The organism is Flavobacterium fluvii, assembly GCF_900129545.1.
GTDB lineage: Bacteria > Bacteroidota > Bacteroidia > Flavobacteriales > Flavobacteriaceae > Flavobacterium > Flavobacterium fluvii.
Map to the genome: position 1 here is coordinate 939,731 of NZ_FQWB01000001.1, position 25,954 is coordinate 965,684.

Sequence of the window (25,954 nt, forward strand, 5' to 3'; positions counted from 1 at the left end):
TAATATGAAAAATATATTAATAAAAACATTTCAACTTAAGTATGTATTGTTGCTGGTAATAGCAACAATCACTTACTCTTGTGAAGAACGTCAAAATTACGACGACGAATTGCCAAGTACGTTGAATATAATTGAATCCGTTAAAATAGGCCAAACGAGTGCCACGATAGATAATTTATCAGGAGTTGTTGATTTTGTTTTGCCTTCAAATACCAACTTATCTTCAGTTGTATTGGATATAAAAAGCCCTGATGGCGTAATTGTTTCTCCAGCATCTGGAGCTACGGTCAATTTAACAAGCCCTTTAGAGCTAACCGCTAAAACTGGTAATAAAAAGAGACATTACATCATCAATGCACGCGTGCTGCCAAATCAAATAGCATTTATCAGTGACGCCACCTCGATTGCAACCATTGTTGATGAAGATGTAAAAGCGGCTGCTCAATGGGCTAAAAACACGTATGGTAGCCGATTTGTTTTTATTCCTTTCGCGGATTTAACCATAAATTCTTTAAAAACAGTTAACGTGGTTTTCTTCTTTTATGATACCCAAGGAACATCAGCTTTGCCACAAGCAAGCTTGGATAAAAAGAATATATTAACCCAATATCTTGTTGAAGGGGGTAAAATGCTTTTAGGTGGGATGGCTACAAGTTATGCCGAAGTGATTGGCCGTGATAAAAGTGGTCTTTTAACTATAAAAGGAAATGGTATTGGATTCGTGGATGCTGGAACTTGGAGCATCGATGGTGGCATTAACTTCCAAAATGATCAAAGAAACAATCCTATTTACAACTTTACCCAAGTAATTTCCACTGACTCCAATGGGTATTTCCCGGTAATTAATGGAGGATACAAAGAAGATCACAACAATCTTTGGGATTTAGGCCCATTGTTGGCACCCGGCCATCAAAAAGGACAATTTGCAGAATTCGAAAATCTTTACGGCGGAAAAGTGCTTGCTGTTTGGAGTGGCGTTGGCGATGAATGTTGCCCTGGTATTATTGAGTTCAAATCGAATTCAGTTTATGCTGGAACTATAATTGCGATAGGTATTGGTGGCATGGAATGGGCCATGAATGATGGAAGGACGAATACTTATGCGTCCAATATTCAAGGAATCTACCGTAATTCAATAGATTATCTGAATACAAAATAATAAAGGATTGGGTTAGTAATTTTATCGGGCAGGTCTTTCTTGCCCGATAATTTAAATTTTATGAAAAATGGATAAAAAAAATAATTTTAAAGCAGTATGCTTTGGAGAGGTCTTATGGGATGTATTTCCTTCACACAAAAAGATTGGAGGAGCACCTTTGAATGTGGCACTACGCATGAATTCCCTTGGAGTGGCTACAACAATCATAAGTCGTATCGGTAAAGATGAAGATGGAGACAATATAATTTCATTTCTAAAAGACCAGAATGTCGGTTCAGATTCAATTCAAGTGGGAGAGGAATATAAAACTGGAGTTGTCAATGTAATGATCAACGAAAAAGGAAATGCTTCTTATGACATTATGTATCCTTCTTCTTGGGATAAAATTACATTGACAAAAGAAATGGTCGAAAAAGTATCGGAATCAGATGTTTTCATTTTTGGAAGCCTAATCTGTAGGGATGAAACTTCCAGATCAACATTGTATGCTTTGTTGGATAAAGCAAAATATAAAGTTATGGATGCCAATCTAAGAGCACCCTATTATACAACCGAAGTGCTAATAGAATTGATGTCCAAGGCTGATTTCATTAAACTTAATGATGAAGAATTATGGGAAATAAGCCGAAAATTAGAGTCGCCTTATAATTCTTTTGAGCAGAACATCAAATTTATAGCCGAGAAAACAAACACAAAACAAGTCTGCGTTACCAAGGGAGAATTTGGAGCGGTTCTGTATTACAACAATAAATTTTATTACAACAGTGGTTATTTTATAAAAGTGGTGGATACCGTTGGAGCGGGAGATTCTTTTTTGGCTACTTTAACGGTTAGATTGCTCAAGGGAAAATCCCCTCAAAAATCCTTGAATTATGCTTGTGCTGTTGGAGCATTGGTCGCCGGGCACGAAGGGGCAAATCCTAAACTTTCTGATATGGAAATAAAAAAATACATGATGCTGGAAGAAAAAAACAAAATCAAAAAATAAGTTTTCGAATGGAAGATGGAAAGTCAATTTCAGTATCAAATAACTAATCAATAAACGTCACGGACATCAGAGTGGATATACAAATAAAAACGGCACATTAAGTTAAGCTACATTTTTGTAATTAATTTGATTGTTAAATTCTTCAATAGTTGCATAATTTAAAGCAGAATGTCCACTTTCTCTCTGCAGATATTTTTATAATCTAAAAAAGCTAACCATTCGGTTGGCTTTTTTTTGTAATTTTAGCCCACAAAAAATCAATATGCGATTATTTCTCGGCTATTTTCTTTTCTTATTTGTTCTTCCTGTTTTTTCCCAAGAAAAAGCAAACACGGGAAATGTGCCAAAAGTAAAAATAGATTCCCTTTATAGAGAAGACCAGTTTTATTTTAGCTTTACACTCAATACGCTGCAAGATAAACCCGTAGGTTTGACCCAAGATAAATTCTCGTCCGGGTTTTCGTTAGGATTTCTTAGAGATATGCCCGTCAATAAAAGAAGAAATGTTGCAATAGCTCCGGGACTTGGTTTTACCATCAATAGTTACAACCAAAACATGGCTATAACCCAATCCAATGGAACCACGGTTTACACCATTATTGATCCGCTGACAGACTTTAATAAAAACAGGTTCTCGCAATTTTCGGTAGATGTGCCCGTGGAGTTTAGGTGGCGTTCCTCTACTTTTGAAGGTCACAAATTTTGGAGAATTTATGGTGGATTTAAAATGAGTTATTTGATTTATGATAAATCTGTTTATGAAGATGATCAAGGTAAAATTGTGGTCACCAATAATAAGGATTTTAATAAATTTCAATACGGTGCTTATATTGCATCGGGTTTTAATACGGTAAACATATATGCTTATTATGGTTTAAATTCGTTGTTTCAATCGCCAAAAACGAATGATGGCGTGACCATAAACATGAATATGTTGAATATCGGGATCATGTTCTATATTCTATAGGCAATCACAAAGTATTTTCCTTAGTTCTTTTTGAATTTAAGAATGCTGAAACGATGTGAATTTTATTCCAATTGGAGTATTTTTTGCAAACTATATCGATATACCCCTTCTATTTTATCGTAACGCCCCTCCTGTCTTATGTGGCGTTGTCTATATTTGTCTATTAGTAATTCTTTTTTCATTTGGCTTGTTTTTTTATTGGAGGAAATACATTTCTTTTTTTTAGTGTATTTTTTAATAATTTGGACAAGGTTAATTTGAAATAAAAATTTCTCATTAATAAATTTTAAAATCCAATTTGTAAAAATAATTAAATGAAAAAAATTGTATTAGCACTTGCTTTGTTTTTGAGTCTGCAAAATAATTTTGGTCAAGTATCATTTGGTGATTCCAAAAAAATTAATGACAACTGGAAATTTACGCTTGAGGATGCTCCAGATGCTCAAAACGCAACTTACAATGACAGTAAATGGCAGTCTGTCAATGTGCCACACGACTGGAGTGTCGAAGGGCAGTTGAGTCCTACTTTGGCCAGCTGTACCGGATATTTGCCTGGAGGAATTGGTTGGTACCGAAAAAACATAGAGATACCAAAAAGCAAAAGCGGAGAGAAAGTGTATTTCTATTTTGAAGGTGTTTACAACCGAAGCGAAGTTTTTATCAATGGACATTCTTTGGGGAAACGTCCCAATGGATATATTTCTTTTGCATATGATGCAACTCCTTATATCAAATATGGTGAAAACAACACCATTGCAGTTCGTGTAGATCACAGTAAAAGCGCCGATTCCCGTTGGTATTCGGGTTCGGGTATATACCGTAACGTATGGCTGGTTTATTCTAATCCAATACATGTTGGACAATGGGGTGTTTATGTCTATCCAGAAGTTGCTAATGGATCAGGTACTTTAAATGTAGAAGTAGCCATAGAAAACGGGTCGTCTGCAAAAACAAATCTTGTCGTTGTCAATGAACTGTTGGACAATAGCGGAAAAGTAGTCGCCAAAAGTTCCCAAAAAGTTCTTGTGGAAGCCAATGCAGCCAATAAAATTGCAACCAAAATCAACGTAAAAAATCCGAAGCTATGGGATTTGGAACATCCTAATCTCTATCAGTTAAAAACGACTGTTTTAAAGGATGGAAAAACAATCGATAAAACGGTTACATCAACAGGTTTTAGAACTTTCACTTTCGATGCAAATAAAGGTTTTGCGCTAAATGGCAAATGGATGAAAATGAAAGGTGTTTGTTTACATCACGATGCTGGAGTTTTAGGATCTGCAGTTCCTAAAGAGGTATTGAAATCAAGACTGCAAACCTTGAAAGAAATAGGTGTAAATGCCATTCGCACGAGCCACAATCCGCAGGCTCCCGATTTTTATGCCCTTTGTGATGAATTGGGATTGTTGGTGCTTAATGAAGCTTATGATGAATGGGAGTTTCCTAAACGCAAATGGTTGACGGGATGGAATGTTGGCACTCCTGGTTTTGAAGGTTCCAATGATATATTTGTTGATTGGGCAGAGAAAGATTTGGAAGACATGGTGCGTCGCGATCGAAACCACCTTTCCGTTTTTGCTTGGAGCATCGGCAACGAGGTGGATTATCCAAATGATCCTTACTCACATCCAATATTGGGTGGAAAAGATACCGGTTTTGGCCAGGCTGCTTATGGGGGTTACAAAAAAGATGCTCCAGATGCCATGCGTCTTGGAGGCATAGCCAAACGCCTAGTGGCGGTAGTAAAAAAATACGACAAATCACGTCCAACCACAGCGGGGCTTGCCGGAGTTGCTATGTCGAACGAGACAGAATATCCGGGTGTTTTGGATATTACAGGATACAATTATACGGAGAGCAAATACCAGTCCGACCACAAAAAGTATCCAAATAGGGTAATTTTTGGTAGTGAAACCACCCATGGCATAGAACCATGGTTAGACGTAAAAAATAATGAGCATATTTTTGGGCAGTTTTTATGGACAGGTATCGATTATTTGGGTGAATCAGGAAGCTGGCCATCAAGAGGATTCTACTCAGGATTAGTAGATCTTGCGGGAATTATTAAACCAAGAGGATATTTCCGTCAATCGTTGTGGTCAGATAAACCAATGATTTATGCAGGAACTTACATAAGCAATAAAGAAAAAGAACTTTCTAAAGACGCTTGGCCTATCTGGAATAATTACAATGACGGGCAAATGGTTAGAGTGGTTTGTTACACTAACGCAGCCAAAGCACGCTTGGAATTAAACGGAAAAGTGGTGGGCGAGGAGAAAAAATACGATGAAAAAACAGGTGTTATCTATTGGGACATCCCTTTTGTTTCAGGCAAATTAGAAGCAATTGGACTGAGTGATGATAACAAAGTTGTTAGCCAATATGCAATCATGTCTTCTCTGCAACCAAATGCTTTAGTGATTAATGAAAAAAACATCACGATCAATAAGGAAAATGGAGTTGCTAAAGTTATTGTACAAGTGCTGGATGAAAAAGGGGTACCGGTAATGCTTTCAGATAACGAAGTTACTTGTACGGTAAGCGGTTCGGGTACTTTATTAGGGTTGGAAGCAGGGAATAATGCGGATATGGGCGACTATACAGATAATGTTCAGCGAGTTTATCACGGTCATTTGGTAGCTTACATTCAAGCAACGGGGGGTAATGAGCCCATAACAGTAAAGTTTAGCAGCAACTGGTTAAAATCAACTGAAGTTACCATTCAGCCAAAGTAGGTTGTGTGTTGCAAAAGTAAATATTGATGGAATAAATAAGTAATTGAACCCGCTTTGGTAAGTGCGGATAAAATTAGTTTTAGTTAGTTAGTTGTAGTTTGTAAAAGCTGTTTCTTTTGTTAGAAACAGCTTTTACGTTATGTGCTGTTTTTAAATTTGAGAACAAGCCATTAAATATTGTTTCATTTGATTTGCCATGTGAATTTCATCTTATTTGGAGTGTTTTTTGCAAACTATATCGATATACCCCTTCTATTTTATCGTAACGCCCCTCCTGTCTTATGTGGCGTTATTTAAATTTGTCTATTAGTAATTCTTTTTCATTTAGCTTGTTTTTTTATTGGAGGAAATGCATTTCTTTTTTTAGTGTGTTTTTTAATAATATAGAACTAGGTTGATTTGAATTAAAATTTCTGAGCCATGAATTTTAAACCCCAATTTTGTAAAAATAATTAAATGAAAAAAATTGTATTAGCACTTGCTTTGTTTTTGAGTCTGCAAAATAATTTTGCCCAGAATAACGAATGGGAGAATCCCCAAGTTTTAGACAGGGGAAAAGAAGCGGGCAGAAGCTCCTTTCTTTTATTCAGTAATGAAGCTGAGCTGAAAGACAATAATCCTCAAAAATCAGAATTGTATCAAAGTTTGAATGGAAACTGGAAATTCAATATTGTGAAAAATCCATCTCAAAGACCCATGGATTTTTATTCGACAAGTCTTGATGATAGCAATTGGAAAAACATTCAAGTGCCTTCCAACTGGGAATTACAGGGTTATGACATTCCTATTTATACGAATATCACATATCCCTTTCCTAAAAATCCGCCTTTCATAACAGGGGATTACAATCCTGTCGGGAGTTATAGACGCACTTTTACAGTTGCCGATTCTTGGAAAGACAAAGAAATCATACTTCATTTTGCTTCTATTTCTGGATATGCCAGAGTGTTCTTGAATGGAAAAGAGGTAGGAATGACCAAAGCTTCAAAAACTCCTGCGGAATTTAATGTTACTTCTTTTTTAACGAAAGGGAATAATGTGATTGCGGTTCAGGTATTCCGTTGGCATGACGGAAGTTATTTGGAAGATCAGGATTTTTGGAGATTAAGCGGGATTGAACGCGATGTTTATTTGCAGGCAATGCCTAAAGCCACCATTTGGGATTATTTTGTAAAAAGCGACTTGGATAATCAATATAAAAATGGAATTTTTAATCTTGATGTTACATTAAAATATTTTGAAAACAATAAAATCAAAAATCCGGCTGTCAAAGTTGAATTGTTTGACAACCAAGGGAAGATTGTTTTTTCTGAAAATAAAAAAGTAAATGCCAAAGAGGCAAAAATCAGCTTTGCAAAAACAGTTGAAAATGTAAAACAGTGGAATGCCGAAACACCAAATTTATACCGATATACCATTACATTGCTGGATAGCAAAGGAAAAACACTGGAAATTATTTCCAAGAAAACAGGTTTTAGAAAAGTGGAAATCAAAGACTCGCGATTGTTGGTTAACGGCAAGGCTGTCATGGTAAAAGGAGTTAATATTCATGAACATGATGATGAAAATGGACACGTTCCAAATGCCAAATTAACACTGAAAGACCTTCAGTTAATGAAAGAGCATAATATTAATTCAATTCGAATGAGTCATTATCCGCATGACACCCATATTTATGATTTATGTGATGAATACGGTTTTTATGTGGTGGATGAAGCTAATATCGAAAGTCATGCAATGGGAGCAGAGTGGCAAAATCGATTTGATAAATCAAAACATCCTGCCTATTTGCCAGAATGGGCGCCTGCACACCTTGATCGTATCAAAAGAATGTTTGCAATAGACAAGAATTATCCTTCGATTATTATTTGGTCATTAGGGAACGAATGCGGGAATGGTCCTGTTTTTTATGATGCTTACGATTGGTTGAAAAAAGAAGATTCTACTCGTCCGGTTCAGTTTGAGCAGGCAGGAGAAAATAGGAATACCGATATTGTGGCTCCTATGTATCCTGGTATCAAGAGCATGAAGGATTATGCGAATTCAGATAAAACTCGTCCTTATATTATGTGTGAGTATGCACATACCATGGGAAACAGTACTGGAAATTTTCAAGAATACTGGGATATTATCAATGGCAGTAAACGCATGCAAGGCGGGTTTATTTGGGATTGGGTTGACCAAGGATTGAAAACCAAAAATGAAAAAGGAGAAGTTTTTTGGGCTTATGGAGGAGATTTAGGAGCTGCCAAATTGCAAAATGACGAGAATGGTTGTGCTGATGGACTTATTTTTTCCAACAGAACTCCGAAACCGGCATTGAAAGAGGTAAAGAAAGTGTATCAAAACATTCAATTCCAATTCAATAATGAAACAGATTTAGTGGTGACCAATCATTTTAATTTCACCAATCTTTCCGATTATACTTTTAAATGGGAGTTGGTTAAAAATGGAGTAACAGCGAAGTCTGGAGAATTTAATTTGGATCTGAATCCTGAAGAAAGTAAAAAAGTGGCTTTGGCTTTAGGTTCGCTTGATCCAAATTCAGAATATTTTTTAAATGTTTTTGCAGTTTCAAATAATGATTCTCCTTTGGTTGCCAAGGGATATGAATTTGCCAGAGCACAATTTGCAATAGGAAAAGGAAATTATTTTGCGAATAATACCTTGGCAAAAAGCACCGCTAAATTGAAGTACTCCGTAAAAAACAATGTGCTTTCTTTTGAAGCCGAAAATAGTACAGGTGAATTTGATTTGCAAAAAGGAGAAATCTTGAAATATATGTCGAAAAACGGAGATAATTCAATTTTTACCAATTTTCCAACACCTTATTTCTGGCGTGCCCCGACGGATAATGATTTTGGAAACGGGGTGCCAAAAAAATTAGGAATTTGGAAAGAAGCATCAAAAAATCCAACTGTTGTCAGTGTTAACTTGGATAAAAAATCAACAGAAGGTTTGCTTGTAAAAGTGGTGTATCGATTGGCTCAAGCAGATGTTCCTTATACTGTGGATTATTTGATTCAAAATAATGGTTCGATAAAAGTTACCGCTGCCATTGATCTGACCGGAAAAGATTTACCTGAAATACCTCGTTTTGGAATGAGGGTAAAATTAAATGGAGCTTATGATAATTTGAGTTATTATGGAAGAGGGCCTTGGGAAAATTATTCGGACAGAAATTCGGCTTCGTTTATTGGAGAATATTCAGATAAAGTAATGAATCAATATGCAAGAGATTATATCCGACCTCAAGAATCCGGTTATAAAACAGATGTTCGTTGGCTGACTTTAAAAAACACTAATGGACAAGGTTTAAAAATTGAAGGACAGCAAGCTATTGGTTTTAGTGCATTGAATATTTCGACAGAAGATTTGGATCCAGGAAAAGACAAGGCGCAGCGCCATCCTACTGATTTGAATTTAGATTCAAAGGAAGCGGTTTACCTGCATTTGGATTACAAACAAAGAGGCGTTGGCGGTGATGACAGCTGGGGAAGACCTCCTCATGACCCTTATCGATTGTTGGACAAACAATATAGTTATTCTTATATAATCTCATTGGTTAATTAATTGGTGTTTTTCTTTATGTTTGCATAGAAAACCTATGATGTTTATTCATGGGTTTTCTAATTTTTAAGGTTATTAAAAACTTTATATTTAACCCAAACACACTATATTTTGAGGAATAGAATCCTGTTGTTTTTACTGCTTTTAGTTTATGTTGATGCTAGGCCACAGGCAACTGCAGGATCGTTCGTTCCAAAATATGAACAAATAAAATACAGTATTGGGTACATCGGCATCAAAAATGGACTTGCCAATAATGCTGTTACTTCTGTTTACAAAGACAAACGGGGTTTAATGTGGTTTGGGACTTATGACGGCATAAGCAGATATGATGGATATAATTTTTTGAATTACAGAAATGAACCTTATGATGCTAATTCACTGGTTAACAATAGGGTTGTGAGTATTTGCGGAACCCAAAATGAAATTTGGATTGCTACCAAAGGAGGAATAAGTGTTTATAATTATTTGAGCAATCAGTTTAAAACAAAGTATTTCGTGAATGCGAAAACTTCCAAGAGTGAGTTGATTGATTTTGTGGTCAATGAAATCAGGGACTATAAATCAAATATGTATATCGCCACTGCGGGTAAGGGTTTGCTTTATTGTGCAGAAAACCAAAAGAAAATCGTGCAGATTCCGCTTTATATAAATGGGAAACTGCGATGGGATTACCATGTTCAGGCAATGGATTTTGACCCATCAGGCAACTTGTGGTGTTTGGTTCAGGGAGTTGGACTCATGACTATGGATGCATCTGCAAAAAGACTTTCTGTCGTGTTTTCAGATGTTACTGGAGGAGGCTCTGTTTTATATGATGAGTTTTCCAATGTTTGGGTGGGTGTCGAAGGTGGTTTGTTGAAATACAATGCAAAAAACAGGACACATCGTGTTTATACTAATCAAGAAATCCAATATCCAATTTCAGATTTGATGAGTAAGCCCGATAAAAAGGAGCTTTGGATTGCAACAAATGGCAATGGAGTAATTAAATACAATTATGCATCGGATACATTTTCCTCATTAACCGAAAGTTTGAATGAAGAAAAACTCAATAGTAATGCCATTTCATCTTTGTGTCTAGATAATGAAAATCGCGTTTGGATTGGGACTCTAAGAGGCGGTGTCAACAAGATTGAAGAAAGAAAAAGCCCTTTCAGGACTGTTTCGAAAAATGAAAAAATAAAAAACACTTTGCCAAGTGATTTTATTCTTTCGTTGTCTGAGCAGGACAAGGAACATCTTTGGATAGGAACAGACGGAGGAGGCGCCAGTTTGTGGGATAGAAAGAACAATACATTTACAAATTATTCCTATAATTCAAATAATCCCAATTCGCTATCCAATAATTTTGTGTCAGCAATTATAAAAGACAGCAAAGGAACTTGGTTTGGAACTTATGGAGGAGGCGTTTGTTTCTTTAATTCCCAAACCCATAGTTTTAAAAAATACAGGCTATTCAATCCTAAATTCAATTTAATTCACAAGAATATCTGGGTGCTGTTTCGTGGCAAAGACAATTTTTTATGGGCTGCTTCTCCGGATGAAGAAGGATTGTATCGGTATAATGAAACCAGCGACCAATTCGATTTTGTGGATGCAAAAATCAAGGGAATCATTTCGATGACGGAAGACAAGAATGCCAATCTTTGGATAGGTAGTTTTTCAACATTGATAAAACTCAATCCGAGGACAATGAAAAGTCAAAGACTGGATACAAAATATCCGGTACGATCCATAATTTCCATTTCTGACACAAAAATGCTTGTAGGTACCGAAGGAGGTGGTTTGATGATTTTTAATCCCCAAACTTCAAAAAGAAGATTTCTGACCCAGAAAAATGGACTTCCAAATAATTCGATTTTAAATATTGTTCAAGATAATCAAGGTGCTTATTGGTGCAGTACCTATAATGGGATATTTGTATATAATGCGGATACTGGCGGGATTACAAGTTATCATGACACTGATGGGCTTCAAAGCAACCAGTTTAATTACAATGCCGCACTGAAACTCTCTTCGGGAGAAATAGTTTTTGGAGGAATTAAAGGATTTAATATCATTAACCCAAAAATTAATGGCCAACTTCATGACTTTCCGGAGGTGGTAATAAATTCCATAAAAGTAAACAACAAAGTTTTTGACCAATCGGGTTTAGGCATTTTTGGAATTGACAACTTAAAATTGCCTTATGATGAATCGATGCTGAACATCGAATTTGCAGCCTTGGAATACAGTTTGCCCGAGAAAATATCCTATGCTTATTTTTTGGATGGATGGGATTCTCAATGGCATTTTGTCGATAATATTAGAAGTGCAAATTATTCCAGATTGACAGAAGGGGATTATGTGCTTAAAATTAAATCTACCAATGCTGAGGGCATTTGGAATACTAAAAGTATTTCGTTGCCTATTACCATATTGCCGCCATGGTATAGAAGTGGTTTGGCTTATTTCGTGTATTTTCTTGTTGTCGCTTTTGTTATTTATGTAGTTGATAAATACTTGCGTGAGCAGAGGCATCTTAAATATGAGGTGAAGCTTTCTCATGATTTGGCTAAACAGGAGAAGGAATTGAATGAGAAAAAATTAACTTTTTTTACCAATATTTCTCACGAGTTCAGGTCGCCTTTAACAATGATCATCAATCCTTTGAAAGACATAATTTATGGCACAGATCAACAAATAGATCCAGGCGCCATAGAAATGGTGTACAGTAATTCCAGGCGATTATTGAGTTTAGTGGATCAGTTGCTTCTTTTTAGAAAAACAGAAACAGAAACCGGAAAACTTAAAATAGGTCAAATTGATATTGTAGAACTAGGCAAAGAGGTGTTTAGCTGTTTTGTGCATCATGCCAAAACAAAAAAAATAGATTACAGTTTCAGTATTTCGGAAGAAAAGCTGTTCGTTTATGTAGATCGTGAAAAAATAGAAATGGCTTTGTTTAATTTGATTTCGAATGCCTTGAAATTTACCGAGAAAGAAAATGGTGCTGTTGTCGTTAATTTGCGCTGCGTGGACAATGAAGTCATTATCAATGTTATTGACAATGGTGAAGGGGTTTTGGATGCCGATAAAGACAAAATATTTGATTTGTTTTATCAATCAAATAAAAATGTCAAGAATAACCGTAAAGGATTTGGTATCGGTCTTTATCTGGTGAAACAGTTTGTTGCACAGCATCATGGGGAAGTGAGCTGTCGCGACAATGAAAATGGAGGAGCAACTTTTGAGATTAAATTGCTTCTCGGGAAAGAACATTTTGGAGATGTGGAAATCCGGGAAGACTTGAGCGACAGAACCTTGTTTTTAGAAGAGGCTCTGGAGGATACAGTGATACGGGAAAATGTATTGCAAACAATTGAAAAGCCTGATAATGTTGACAATTTAATAAATGATGCCAAAAGTATTTTGGTTGTAGATGACAATCCTCAAATAAGGAATTATTTAAAGCAAATATTGACTCCAAAATACCATATAACTGCTGTTGACAGTGCCGAAGCAGCTTTGGTCATAATCAAGAAAGTACAGCCCGATTTAGTTATTTCGGATGTGGTAATGGGAGAAATGAATGGTGTGGACTTTTGCAAGCACATAAAAACGGATGAAGAGTTAAAGCACATTCCTGTAATATTGCTCACCGGAGGAACTTCGGAAAATGTAAAGCTTAAAGGTGCCGAGGTAGGAGCTGATGATTACATTACAAAACCATTTGACAACGAATATTTATTGGCCCGAATCAGCGGAATATTGACCCGACGAGACAGCGAACAGAGTTATCTCCTTAATTCGGTTACCAAAAAGGCGGCAAGCCTGAAAATATCAGATGAGGATAAAAAGCTGATTGATAAAATTGTGGAAGTGATTGACGCCAATTTGGATGTGGAAAATTTCAATGTAAATGACTTGGCACTTCACTTGGGGATGAGTTATTCTTTGATTTATAAAAAAATTAAAAAAATCACGGGCAAATCGGTTTCTGAATTTACTCGAAACGTCCGATTAAGAAAAGTGGCAACATTGCTGATTACTACTGATTTACAGATAAGTCAAGCCGCTTCCATTGCCGGTTTTGGCGATATTAAATATTTCAGGAAACATTTTCAACAATTTTACAATTTAAATCCTTCAGAGTTTAAGAAGAAGTATCAAAACGTAAAGGACAATAAATATATATTGAACGAGAGTTTTTGGAAATCTTCCTGATTTAACCTTGACTCAAAAAACAAAGAGGATTACAACATATTTAAAAATTTAATCTAAAAATAATCATGAATTTTAAAAACTCATTTTTTATCCTGATGGCTTCTGTTTCTTTGGCGGTTGTTGGTTGTAAAAGTACAGTAGTACAGCAGAGAACTGCAATAAAACAATCGAAAAAAGAAGTTATTTCTATTATTGATAAAGTGAATAGTCGCTGGCAAGACACGCATCCGGAATTGGGTAATGCTTTTTGGAATGTTGCCGCTTATCATACCGGAAACATGGAAGCTTATAAGGTGACCCAAAATAAAAAATACTTGGATTATTCCATGGCTTGGGCAGAAAAAAACCAATGGATGGGAGCCAAATCGAAAGACAAGTCGGAATGGAAATACAATTATGGGGAAAACGACAAACATGTACTTTTTGGAGACTGGCAAATTTGTTTTCAAACCTATATTGATTTATACAATTTTACAGGAAAAAACGACCCTAATAAAATTGCTCGTGCTCGTGAAGTGATGGAGTATGAAATGAGTACTGCGGCCAATGATTATTGGTGGTGGGTAGATGGGTTGTATATGGTAATGCCGGTTATGACCAAGTTGCACAAGATTACCGGAAACGAAATGTATTTAGAAAAATTACATACTTATTTAACGCATGCCAACGGCATTATGTATGACGATGAGGCAAAACTATATTTCCGTGATGCCAAATACGTGTATCCCAAACACAAAAGTGCCAATGGGAAAAAGGATTTTTGGGCCAGGGGAGATGGGTGGATTTTTGCAGGCTACGCCAAAATCATTCAAGATTTGCCAAACTCTTCCAAACATAAAAAAGAGTATATCAGCCGTTTTAAAGATATGGCAAAAGCTTTGGCAAACGCCCAGCAAAAAGAAGGGTATTGGACAAGAAGTATTCTAGACCCGGAACACGCTCCAGGACCGGAAACCAGTGGAACGGCATTTTTCACTTATGGTTTCCTGTGGGGAATCAATAATGGAATTTTGGATAAAAAAACCTATTTGCCGGTAGTCGAAAAATCATGGAATTACCTAATCACATTTGCTCTTCAGGCGGATGGCACAGTCGGATATGTTCAGCCTATAGGTGAAAAAGCCATTCCTGGCCAAGTAGTCGATAAAAACTCCACATCCGATTTTGGTGTTGGTGCATTTTTATTGGCAGCATCAGAAATGAGCCGTTTTGTAAAATGATTTGATTAAAGCTTAAGATTTTGAAAGCGGTTGTGTTTAACATTTAAAACACAACTGCTTTTTTATGTAAAAAAGCAATATGTTGAGGTTTGTTTTCATGTGTTTGAATTCTTAATTATATGTGTAATGTATATTTTTATTCTTGTTTTTTTATTGTTGATGTAAAAATACCCTCTTTTATACCGAATAATGCGGATTTGACCCTTTTTTAATGTTGGAATTACCCCCCATTGAATTAAGTGTTACAGTTACATTTGTAATGTGAGTTATATGTTACTATGGAATATGTTAATCTTAAAGAAGATTTAAAAGGGCTTTAAGTGATTTTTAATTATATCGATATAGCTGTAATTCTCAAACTAACAAAATTATTAATTAACCAAAATGACAACCAAAAATGACAAATTTTATTAGGATTAAAAAAAGTCCTGATTGCGTATCTGGATTTAATTTAAAAAAGAAACTTATCCTGGTTTGTGTATTAGTTTCCTTATCTCAAGTTCAAGCATACGCCATTAGCAACAAAAGTACAACAGGCCTAAAAAATGTACAGAGTGAAAAAATCATAAATGGCCAAGTTGATGATGAAGATGGAATGCCGCTGCCTGGAGCGACAGTTTCGGTAAAAGGAACTAAAATAGGTGTTATAACAGATGTTGATGGAAAATTTACTTTGAAAGCAGATGAAAATGCAGTGTTGGAAATATCCTTTGTGGGTTATACAACCAAGGAAGTTGCTTTAAAAGGAAACACGACAATTAAAGTGAAAATGCAAAAGAGTGCATCTACATTGGATGAAGTTGTTGTGGTGGGGTATGGTAAAATGAAGAAAAAGGATTTAACGGGTTCGATCGTTCAGGTTAAAGCGGAAGCTTTGGCAAACCAAAACCCACAGACAGTCCAAGATTTATTGCGAGGCGTTCCTGGTCTAAAAGTTGGTTATTCAGCTGATGCAAAAGGAGGAGGGTCTTTGCAAATTCGTGGACAAACTTCCGTTTATTCAGATGGAGGCCATAATTCACCTCTTATTATTTTAGACGGAATGCAGTTCTATGGTGAGCTTTCAGAGATTAATCCTGATGATATTGGCCAGATTGACATTTTGAAAGATGCATCGGCTACATCTGTTTATGGTTCCAAAGCGGCAGCGGGTGTTATTGTTATTTCAACCAAAAAAGGAAAGACCGGTAAACCAATGATTAATGTTACCACGAATATGACGGTAAACACCAAAAGTGCGTATCGTGATGTGTATTCTCCAGAGGGGTACGTAAAATATCGTGAAGATTGGGAAACTGCCAAGTCGTACGGCACGAATACGGCAACTGGAAATTACGAGGCATGGATAACAGGAACGGCTGCTGGTAAAGCGGGGTATTTCTCAAACCCTAATCAATTAGACCAGTATGGTATATCTCAAGCACAATGGTTGGCCTATCAACCAGCTGCGCAAACACAAGGAAAAAGTTTGAATGAAGTATGGGGAGGTCGTTTGGGTATTACAGACGCTCTGCTTTTGAAGAATTTCACTGCAGGAAAAACACACGACTGGTATAATAGTACTTTTAGAACAGGATTAAATCATGACCATAATTTAAGTGTTTCCGGAGCAGGTGACAAAGTAAATTATTATATGTCAGTGGGTTACTTGACTGCAGAAGGCGCTATTCAGGGTAATGATTATAATGCAGTTCGTGCAAATATGAAAGTGGATGCCAAAATTACGGATTGGCTTGAGTTTGGAGCAAACGTTAATTTTCAAGATCGCTCAGATGGAGACATAGCTGTAGGTACCGGTACTAATTATTGGGATGCAAACATGTTGAGAAATAGTCCTTTTTCTATCTTTAAAGAAACAAACGGCGAGTATGCAAGACAACCGATGGGACCAACTATTGGAGGGTATAATTATTACTATGATCGCCAATTTATGGAGCTTGAGAAAGGGTATACGGTGTTGAATACCATTTTCAATACTAAAGTAACTTTGCCTGCGGGGATTACGTATTCATTTAATGTTGCGCCACGTTATGAATTCTTTTACAATCGTTATTTTCAGTCATCAGGACATAAAGGTTGGAGTGCTGCTACCATAGGAGTAGATAGAGAAAGCGGTAAAAAATTCACTTGGAACTTGAATAATACATTGGCATGGGATCATACATTTAATGAGAAACACCATATTGTGGCCACTTTTGTTCAAGAAGCTGAAGAACTTCAGACATGGTCAGATATTATTAGAGCACGTAATATTCAGCCATCAGATGCATTAGGGTTCCACAATACTGCCAATGCAACACTTCTGAACAGTTCATTTTCTACAAATGACACGCATCAGACAGCCAATGCATTAATGGCAAGACTTTTTTATTCGTTTGATAATCGTTATATGTTGACAGCAACGGTACGTCGTGATGGATATTCGGCATTTGGAGCTTCATATCCTTATGCAACTTTTCCTTCTGTTGCATTTGCATGGAACTTTAATAAAGAAAGCTGGTTTAATTGGGAACCTTTGAGTACAGGTAAATTACGTTTGTCTTGGGGTAAAAATGGAAATAGATCGCTTGCTGATCCATACATAGCTTTGGCAAACTTAGGTTCGGGTACTGGAGCAACAATGGGGTATGTCGATCCTTCAGGAAACATTGTTGACATGAAGTATTTAGCAATTGACCGTATGGCAAATCCAAATTTGCAATGGGAAAAAACAACTGCATCAAATATTGGTCTTGACCTAGGGTTCTTGAATGACCGAATTTCAAGTACCATAGATATTTACAGAATGGTTACCAATGACATGATCATGAGTCAACGTCTGCCTGGTTTCTCTGGATTTGGATCCATTGCAACCAATCTTGGAGAGGTTGAAAATAGAGGAATTGAAGTAAGCATCAATACTGTAAATATTAAAAACCCTAACTTTGAATGGACAACCAGCCTTGGTTTTTCATATAATGAGAATACCATTAATGCGTTATATGGCAATATGGAAGATGTAAAGGATGCCAATGGTAATGTCATTGGAACTAAAGAGTCTGATGACAAGACCAATGGATGGTTTATTGGCAGACCGATTTCTCAAATCTGGGATTATAAAGTAACTGGAATTTGGCAAAAAGACGAGGCAGTGGAAGCCGCAAAAGTTAACCAGCGTCCAGGTGATCCAAAAGTAGAAAACAGTTATACAGCTGACGATGTTAATGGGAAACCAACATATAATGAAAAAGACAAACAGTTCTTGGGCGAAGCAGCTCCTCCGATTAACTGGTCTTTGCGTAATGAATTTAGATTTTATAAAAATTGGGATTTGACAATCAACATGTATTCCTATGCTGGTCACAAATCACTTGATGGACGTTATATGAATACTTACAACGATGGTAGTTTGTACACCAACAACTACAATCCATTTGTAAATCCATATTGGACAATCGACAATCCTACCAATGATTGGGCACGTCTTGATGCTAGAGGTCCTGCAGGGGCCGGAACAGCAAAATTATATGATCGTACTTTTATTCGTCTGGACAATATTTCGTTGGCCTATACGCTTCCCAAAGATCTTTTGGGGCGCTTGAATGTGAAAACTTTTAAAATTTATGCTTCGGTTCAGAATGTGGCAACATGGGCTGCTTCTAAAGAATGGAAATATTATGGTGACCCGGAAACTGGGGGTCTTGCTACACGAATGTTTAATTTAGGCTTTAATTTATCACTTTAAAAATTACTCGACAATGAAAAGATATATAAAAAATAAAATTTCAACACTTGCACCTTTGGTAGTAGCGACTGCTCTTTTGGTTTCTTGTTCAGATGATTTTCTTGAGCCAGACCCACTTTCGTTTTACGAACCTGAGACTACATTTACTACCGAAACTGGTTTGCAAGCTACTTTGGCAATTGCCGATAAAGGGCTACGTAATAATTACATTCATTATAATGCTGCCAGTAATAGTGTGCCTATCGGTACGGAATATGTTTTCTCTGATATGGCAAAATATGGAAAAACGGATAATACCAGTACTATTTCTGATTTTGCCAAGACTATTGTTCCTACCGGAAGTTTTAAAACAGCAACAAATGATGATTTTTACCTTGGTTTTTACTGGGATGAAGGGTATAACGGCATTAAATATGCCAATACCGTATTGACATATATTGATAACGTGACAAGTTTGACCCAGGACGTTAAGAATAAATATATCGGGCAAGCCTATTTTCATAGAGCCTACCGTTATCTTAATCTAGTATATCAATTTGGAGACATACCATTGATTACCAAGATTTTGGAGGTGCCAAAACAGAGTTACTATTCTACTAAAAAGGAAGCTATCATAGAAATGATTACGGCAGATATGGAGAAGGCTGTAGAATGGGTACCAGAGCAATCGAAACTACCTTATCTTGGTTTGGTCAATAAAGGGGCATGCCGTCAGTTGTTGATTAAGTGATATTTGGCATCTGGTAGATTTGCGGAAGCAGAGGCACAAGCCAATATTCTTATTAATCAATCGGGTTATTCTTTGATGCAAGCCAATTTTGGAACTTTTGATCCAGGTGGAAATCCAACAACTTGGACAATTACCAGAAATGTTGTCTGGGATTTACACAGACCTGAAAACAAGGTTATTGCTGCCAATAAAGAAGCGATTTTGGTTATGCCTAATGGCGGAGTACAGTCATTTTTACCGTTTGCCTCGATGAGAATTTTTGGTCCAAACTGGAATTCAGGTACTCTTACAACACCTGATGGTAAACAAGCAGCAAATCGTTTTGCATCGAACAATGCTAATTACCAAGCCAATTATGATTATGCAAGAGCACTGGGACGTGGTATTGCCACTATTAGTGCTTCGACTTATTCACAGCATCCTATGTGGGTTGTGAACGGTGTTGAGGATAAGGCAGATCTTAGACATAATAGCACTGTAGGTAACTGGGTGAATATGGAAGATCTTAAATACAGTGACAAGACTTCTACATTCTATCAACAAAATTTTAGAATGAAAAGTGCCGCTGGCGTTCTGTTGTCAAAAGATACTCTTCGTGAATGGTTTGATTTTCCACATTATAAAATCTATCTGCATGATGTTGTAAATGAAACCAATCCAAATGCGACTGATTTTCAAGGAGCCAGTACAGGAAGTAAAGCCCATTGGTACTTGTATCGCTTGGCTGAAACTTATTTGTTGCGAGCAGAAGCCCGTTTTTATCAAGGCAATGTTACTGGGGCAGCCCAAGACGTGAATGTTGTTAGAGCAAGAGCTAAAGCCACACAAATGTATACCACGGTAACTATTGGTGATATTTGTGCAGAAAGAGGAAGAGAACTTTATTTGGAAGAATGGAGAAATGTGGAGTTAAAACGTATTTCGCACTGTCTTGCACTAAGCGGAAAACCGGATGAATGGGGTCAAACTTACAGTAAGACCAATTGGGATAAACAAGCTGGAGTAGATTCAGCTGGAGGTAGTTATTGGTATCAACGTATTGTGCATTATACACTTTACAACAAGCATCCAAATGGTATCGTGGTTCCAAATGGTACCAAGTACTATACCATGGACAAACGCAATAACTACTGGCCTATACCAAACAGTGCCATAACGGCTAATATCAAAGGTAAGTTAAGCCAGAACTTTGGTTATGATGGTTATGATGCCAGTGTTAAAGTTTGGGATAAATGGCAGGATGCCGTTGCAGATGAAAGTCAACTTTAATCATCTATTTGATTTACCTTGAAATGAAATTTTGAGGAAAAACATTTGATTGAAAAAGTAGTGCTTGCCATTGATGTCTAAAATGGCAGAAGTATATAGGCGAGCATAATCTAAAAATTCCATAACTAACAGAAGGTGACTTCTATCGCTCTTACCGGGGTAATTTGATAGTTTCTTTTGTAGTTATGGATTTTTTTAATGATGGTGTTGGATTTCAAAAATCCGATGTAGATCTTTTCCGGGAAAACAGAAGCTGACAGGTGAATTTGTCTTGGTATAAAACACCTCGCTCTGTAATTACCATAGTGTTTGTGTTTAATAAATATAGCTGCATTCTACATATATTATAAAACGAAAACTCCCTAAATAGTTATACCAAAAAAACAGTAATGACTGTTCAAGTATTATCCTTGTCAAGATTTCAAGGTATAATGCTGGTGGTTTCTATTGCCTAAAATTTTTGAATTCTAGTTGAGCATAGCGTCAATTTCAAATTTTAAAATAATTTTTAAAACCAAAATTTCGTATGAAAAAATTATACACATTTTTATTATTCTTGTTGTCAGTCCCTGCATTTCAAATATATGCGCAGGCTCCCGTTTTGCCGGTCAAGACAGATTTGGCTACAACTTTAAGTGGTTCCAAGACTTTTAGTGATGGTGTCAATCCTGATGTCCTGTCATTTCCATTGTCATCTCCAACTGAATTTACTTTAGAGGTAAAAGCTAAAATAAATGCGGCCCAGGGTCGAGGCTTGGATGTTGAAGTCAAAAACTCCTATGGGGTAGGATTAAGAACATCTTTAGACAAAAATACTTTCAACAATACAACAGCTTTACCTTTAATTACTAATTTAAGCACTTCTGTAGATAATGCTCAAGAGCAAACTTACAGATATGCCGTAAAAGATGGAATTGCAAATATTTATCAGGATGGCCACTATTTAGGTTCTAAAGCGCTTGAACTTGTAACTGATCCTTCAGGGACTTCGCAAATAGTTTATGGATCAGATAATTTACTAGGTAGATGGGCTGGGGTTGCCGGGGATAATTCAGGGAAGCCGAATGCATATGGTTGGGCTAATACCTATGCGACTCTTCCTTGGAATACTGCCAACTCCACAAGTGGTGTTAGGTATATTGATGTAACGGCTGGACATACCTTCGAATCGGATGGTACGGCTTACAATGGAAGAATAATGTACATGCGTTGGGACAGTGCCAGTTATTCAGCATCAACTTACAGTTATCCCATAAAGCTTGAAAAAGGCTTGCAGTATGAATTTTCTTGGATTTACGAATATGTGGCAAATGCAGCTGCGGGTGCCAAAATTAATGTTGCCATATCAGCAGCTGCAAATGGAACTGGTGCTCTCGTTTCAAAATCATTTACAACTGGTGCTATCAATAAATTAAGAAAAGGCGATTTGACATTCACTTCAGAAGTGGAAGGTACTTATTATGTGACCTTCACGGGTGCTTACGCACTTTTTGGTATTGGAGATTTGAAGCTTAAATCTACAAACATGATTAATACTTGGGATGGTTTTGTCAATGATGGTTCGAAAAGTCCTGCAGTATATGGTTGGGCTAATTCCAGCTCTCCTGCCATTTTTACTACTGCCAATAGCGGTACTGGGACAAGATTTATGGATGTGACTACTGGGCATACTTTCGAATCGGATGGGTCTGCTTATTCAGGAAAACTAATGTATATCGGATGGAATGATGCCAGTGTTCAAAATTCAACTTATTCTTTTCCGGTAGTATTGGAAGCTTCCAAAGATTATCAGTTTTCATGGATTTATGACTACATTTCAAATGCAAGCCCTGGATCTCAAATGACTGTTAAGGTTAATACCTTGGCAGACGGGACGGGAACCGAGATTGCATCCAAAAGTTTTGTGACAGGAGCCGCCAATGCTTTGAGAAAAGGGGATTTGTCTTTCACGGCTCAAAATGCAGGTACGTATTATGTCACGATAACAGGGGATCAAGCCGTTTTTGGGATTGGAGAATTAAAGGTTCAAAGAGAGCAAGTTGCGAGAATTGTTATCGGTAAAAATTATGGGGCTGGTGCCGTGGATATGGTAATCAGTTCAGTGACTTACGAGGATAAAGCGTATGCTCCGGATAAAATTATTGCTCCTTCTGCGCAAACTTTGGAAACTGCAACCAACTTGAATGTTAGTGCTTTTGCAAAATCAATCGTGGTTTTAAAAGGATCTGCTTCTTTATATTTAAAAAATGCATACAATCCTTTAATCAATTCAACAGTAGATTTAAATGCAACAACTGCCAGTTTGTATTTTGAAAATATCAAACCAACAGTAGTGGTTAATTCCTATTTGAATTTCATTACGGTTAACGGTAATCCTGCAAGTAATGGCGTGAATGTGTCGGTTTCAATGTATGGATCAGGTGCTGTTGTTGCTCCTTATTCGGCTGTTGGTACCGTACTGCCGTTGGAAGTCTATACGGAAGAAAACTTTGGAGGAACGTCACAACAATATGCAACAGTTACTCCACATACTGCTTTGGGTTCATTTGACAATGTGATCAAGTCCTTCAAATTAAAAAAAGGGTATATGGCTACCTTTGCCACTAATGCTGATGGATTGGGATATAGCAGGGTTTTTATAGCATCAACTCAAGATTTAGAATTTCCAGTTTTACCGGTTTATTTAAATGGAACAATTTCGTTCATTAGAGTAATGAAATGGAATGAGGTTTCTAAAAAAGGTCTTGCCAATGGATCTAACGAAGTTTTAGCTGCAACAAACAGTACTTGGTTTTACAATTGGAATACAGGACTCGATACAACACCAAGTGTGGAATATGTGCCTATAAGACAAAGTGAAGGTTGGCCTTCATTTACCCCTGCTTATACAAAAGAGGGATATACACATCTTTTAGGATTTAACGAACCAGACCGTCCTGATCAGGCAAATATGACTGTCGAGGCTGCGATAAATGGATGGCCAGGTCTTTTGAAATCAGGCTTAAGAGTTGGTTCTCCAGCCACATCAGATCCGTTTAATCCTTGGATGGGTACTTTTATGGCTCAAGCAGAAGCCAAAAATTATCGAATTGATTATGTAGCTCTGCATTGTTATTGGTATAAGTCTGCGGCACAATGGAAAAGTGACTTGCAAAATATTTATGACAGATACAAAAGACCAATTTGGATTACAGAATGGAATGTAGGTGCAAACTGGACGGGAAATAGTTTTCCTGATGGTCCTATAATGCTTACAGATGCAAACGCGACGAAGCATAAAAATGATTTGGCAGGAGTGTTGGACGTTCTTGAAACTACCGATTATGTGGAGCGTTATTCCCTATACAACTGGGTGCAGGATTCCAGAGCTTTGTATGTTACCATAAATGATGCTTTTAAGACAAGAAACCCAAACTGGGAAAGTTATGTGTGGCTTAAAACTGCACCAGTAATTTCAAGTACAGCTACTGATTATGTGGTTTTAACTCCAGCAGGAGAATATTATGCCAAAAATGCTTTGGCAAAAGCTTATAATCCAGCAAGAGAATACATTGCTACATGGAAAACTTTGGTGGAAACCTTAAGTTATAAGTTGTCATCAGATTTTCAAAATGCCACAATCAGTTGGACTGGTAATAATCAAGAGTTAATCAAGAAATATACTGTCGAAAGAAAATTAGAAGGAGAGGCTGATTTCTCTGTTTTTTACGATTCAACTAATTCGACAGTTCTTAACGTGAATGATGTGGTGCATTCTAAAGCAGAATATCGTTTGAAAGTGGTAGGCAAAGATAATGTTGAAACGATCTCTCCCGTAATTACAATTATCAAAGCTGTCGTTGCGGATGCTCCTAGCGGTTTAAGTGGAGAAGCAATATCTACTACAATCATTAATTTAAATTGGCCTGCTGCAGATAGAGCCGATGCTTATAATCTTTGGAGAGCAAACACTATTGATGGCACCTATGGGCTTATCGCTTCTTATCTAACCGGAACCAGTTTCCAAAATACAGGATTGACTAAAAACACTCCGTATTATTATAAAGTAACCGCCTTAAACACGGGAGGGGAAAGCCCAAAATCTGCTCCGCTTACGGTGAGCACTTTAGATTTAGTGGTTCCTCAAAAAGTTTCGAATGCTGTTTTGGCTTCTGGTGATGCCAAGGTGAAATTGGAGTGGGGTAATATGTATGATGCCGAGTTTTATGTAAAACGTTCAACATCCCAATCGGGTCCGTTTACAACCATTGCAACAGCCCAATCTGCGAATTATGTTGATTTAACGGCTCTAAATGGCACAACATATTATTATAAAATTGCTGCTTTTAATCTTGCTGGCGAAGGAATGGAATCAGAAGTAATCATCTCCAGACCTAATTTAGGACAACATGCTTATTTTGATTTTAGTGAGAATACCGGTTTAAATGCTCATGATCAATGGGGCTATTATGATGGAACTTTGGCTGCTGCCACAACCTGGACAACAGGCAAGGCAGGAAGTGGAGCTGATTTTAATGGAACTTCAACTTCTTACGTCAAGCTTAAAGAAGGAATAATGGAGGGTCTAAATGATTTTACCATTGCTACTTGGGTGAATTCAAAAGCTATAACAAATAATACCAGAATATTTGATTTTGGATACGATACGGCAAGTTGGATGGCTTTTATACCTTATTATGGCGGGGATAAAATTCGATATAAAATTTCTTATGGTGGAAATTCAGCCGAAGTGATGGGGACTTATACCTTGCCTATAAACCAATGGGTGCATTTAGCGTTGGTTCAAAGTGGGGATGTTTGTAAAATCTATGCCGATGGTGTAGAAATTGCCAGTGGAACGGTTACGCTTAAACCATCAGGACTTGGCAAAACTACAGCCAATTATCTTGTCAAATCGCAGTGGCCTGCCGATCCTTTTTTAAATGCTTCAATGGATGAGTTTAGAATTTTCAATCGTGCTTTGGGTGCCACAGAAATCAATGAATTAGTGAATGCAAATATTAGTTTGGGTGTTGATGATTTTTCAAAAACTCCTTATGATGTAGTAAGAGCTTTCCCAAATCCTACTTCGGGTCAATTTGATGTTATTTTGCCAACGAATGATGATTCGGCATCTATAGCAATTTATACTGTTGGAGGTAAATTAATTTCCAAAGCGAATTACCCAGTTGAAAATGGTAAAGTTCATTTGAATATAGAGAATGAGACTACTGGAGTTTACTTGATAAAGATTCAATCTTATCCAGATAAAACCATTCGTATTATTAAAAAATAATGAATTGCAGATGTAAGAGAAGTTTATTGGGTTTTTAGTTAGTTGAAGAGGGATCTTTAGGGATCCCTTATCATAATAATGGAACTTATAGAAATGTCCTGCGATTAA

General features: G+C 36.8%; 11 protein-coding genes. All 11 read left to right on the top strand.

Annotated features, from left to right (window positions below; translation table 11 throughout):
* The first annotated feature begins 4 nt into the window (after positions 1-4).
* On the top strand, positions 5-1,159 hold the full coding sequence (locus BUC16_RS03910; RefSeq protein WP_073368081.1) for a DUF4960 domain-containing protein: 1,155 nt from the start codon (positions 5-7) through the stop codon (positions 1,157-1,159).
* A gap of 67 nt (positions 1,160-1,226) precedes the next feature.
* Positions 1,227-2,147 carry a carbohydrate kinase family protein gene (locus BUC16_RS03915; RefSeq protein WP_073368083.1) on the top strand — a complete coding sequence of 307 codons (921 nt, stop codon included), beginning with the start codon at positions 1,227-1,229 and terminating at the stop codon, positions 2,145-2,147.
* Between the two features lie 262 nt (positions 2,148-2,409).
* Complete coding sequence (locus BUC16_RS03920) at positions 2,410-3,114, top strand: porin family protein (protein WP_073368084.1); 705 nt, start codon at positions 2,410-2,412, stop codon at positions 3,112-3,114.
* 314 nt (positions 3,115-3,428) lie between these two features.
* Positions 3,429-5,849: a glycoside hydrolase family 2 TIM barrel-domain containing protein gene (locus BUC16_RS03925; protein WP_073368086.1), complete on the top strand. Its 2,421-nt coding sequence runs from the start codon at positions 3,429-3,431 to the stop codon at positions 5,847-5,849.
* A gap of 456 nt (positions 5,850-6,305) precedes the next feature.
* Positions 6,306-9,422, top strand: a complete 3,117-nt coding sequence (lacZ, locus tag BUC16_RS03930; protein WP_073368091.1) for a beta-galactosidase, LacZ type — start codon at positions 6,306-6,308, stop codon at positions 9,420-9,422.
* A 108-nt stretch (positions 9,423-9,530) separates the two neighbouring features.
* Entirely contained in the window at positions 9,531-13,628 is a 4,098-nt protein-coding gene (locus BUC16_RS03935; RefSeq protein ID WP_084546084.1) for a hybrid sensor histidine kinase/response regulator transcription factor, read from the top strand.
* Between the two features lie 65 nt (positions 13,629-13,693).
* Positions 13,694-14,848: a glycoside hydrolase family 88/105 protein gene (locus tag BUC16_RS03940; protein ID WP_084546085.1), complete on the top strand. Its 1,155-nt coding sequence runs from the start codon at positions 13,694-13,696 to the stop codon at positions 14,846-14,848.
* A gap of 397 nt (positions 14,849-15,245) precedes the next feature.
* Positions 15,246-18,572: a SusC/RagA family TonB-linked outer membrane protein gene (locus tag BUC16_RS03945; protein WP_084546086.1), complete on the top strand. Its 3,327-nt coding sequence runs from the start codon at positions 15,246-15,248 to the stop codon at positions 18,570-18,572.
* 13 nt (positions 18,573-18,585) lie between these two features.
* Complete coding sequence (locus tag BUC16_RS17870; protein ID WP_244534334.1) at positions 18,586-19,302, top strand: RagB/SusD family nutrient uptake outer membrane protein; 717 nt, start codon at positions 18,586-18,588, stop codon at positions 19,300-19,302.
* A gap of 3 nt (positions 19,303-19,305) precedes the next feature.
* Complete coding sequence (locus BUC16_RS17875) at positions 19,306-20,571, top strand: RagB/SusD family nutrient uptake outer membrane protein (RefSeq protein WP_244534335.1); 1,266 nt, start codon at positions 19,306-19,308, stop codon at positions 20,569-20,571.
* 526 nt (positions 20,572-21,097) lie between these two features.
* Positions 21,098-25,846 (top strand): glycosyl hydrolase, encoded by a 4,749-nt coding sequence (locus BUC16_RS03955; protein WP_073368096.1) that lies wholly within the window; start codon positions 21,098-21,100, stop codon positions 25,844-25,846.
* The last annotated feature ends 108 nt before the right edge of the window (positions 25,847-25,954 follow it).

Coding starts and splice junctions, on each gene's coding strand:
- BUC16_RS03940 (WP_084546085.1), top strand. CDS start 13,694: ATGAATTTTAAAAACTCATTTTTTATCCTGATGGCTTCTGTTTCTTTG.
- BUC16_RS03945 (WP_084546086.1), top strand. CDS start 15,246: ATGACAAATTTTATTAGGATTAAAAAAAGTCCTGATTGCGTATCTGGA.
- BUC16_RS17870 (WP_244534334.1), top strand. CDS start 18,586: ATGAAAAGATATATAAAAAATAAAATTTCAACACTTGCACCTTTGGTA.
- BUC16_RS03955 (WP_073368096.1), top strand. CDS start 21,098: ATGAAAAAATTATACACATTTTTATTATTCTTGTTGTCAGTCCCTGCA.
- BUC16_RS03910 (WP_073368081.1), top strand. CDS start 5: ATGAAAAATATATTAATAAAAACATTTCAACTTAAGTATGTATTGTTG.
- lacZ (WP_073368091.1), top strand. CDS start 6,306: ATGAAAAAAATTGTATTAGCACTTGCTTTGTTTTTGAGTCTGCAAAAT.
- BUC16_RS03920 (WP_073368084.1), top strand. CDS start 2,410: ATGCGATTATTTCTCGGCTATTTTCTTTTCTTATTTGTTCTTCCTGTT.
- BUC16_RS03925 (WP_073368086.1), top strand. CDS start 3,429: ATGAAAAAAATTGTATTAGCACTTGCTTTGTTTTTGAGTCTGCAAAAT.
- BUC16_RS03915 (WP_073368083.1), top strand. CDS start 1,227: ATGGATAAAAAAAATAATTTTAAAGCAGTATGCTTTGGAGAGGTCTTA.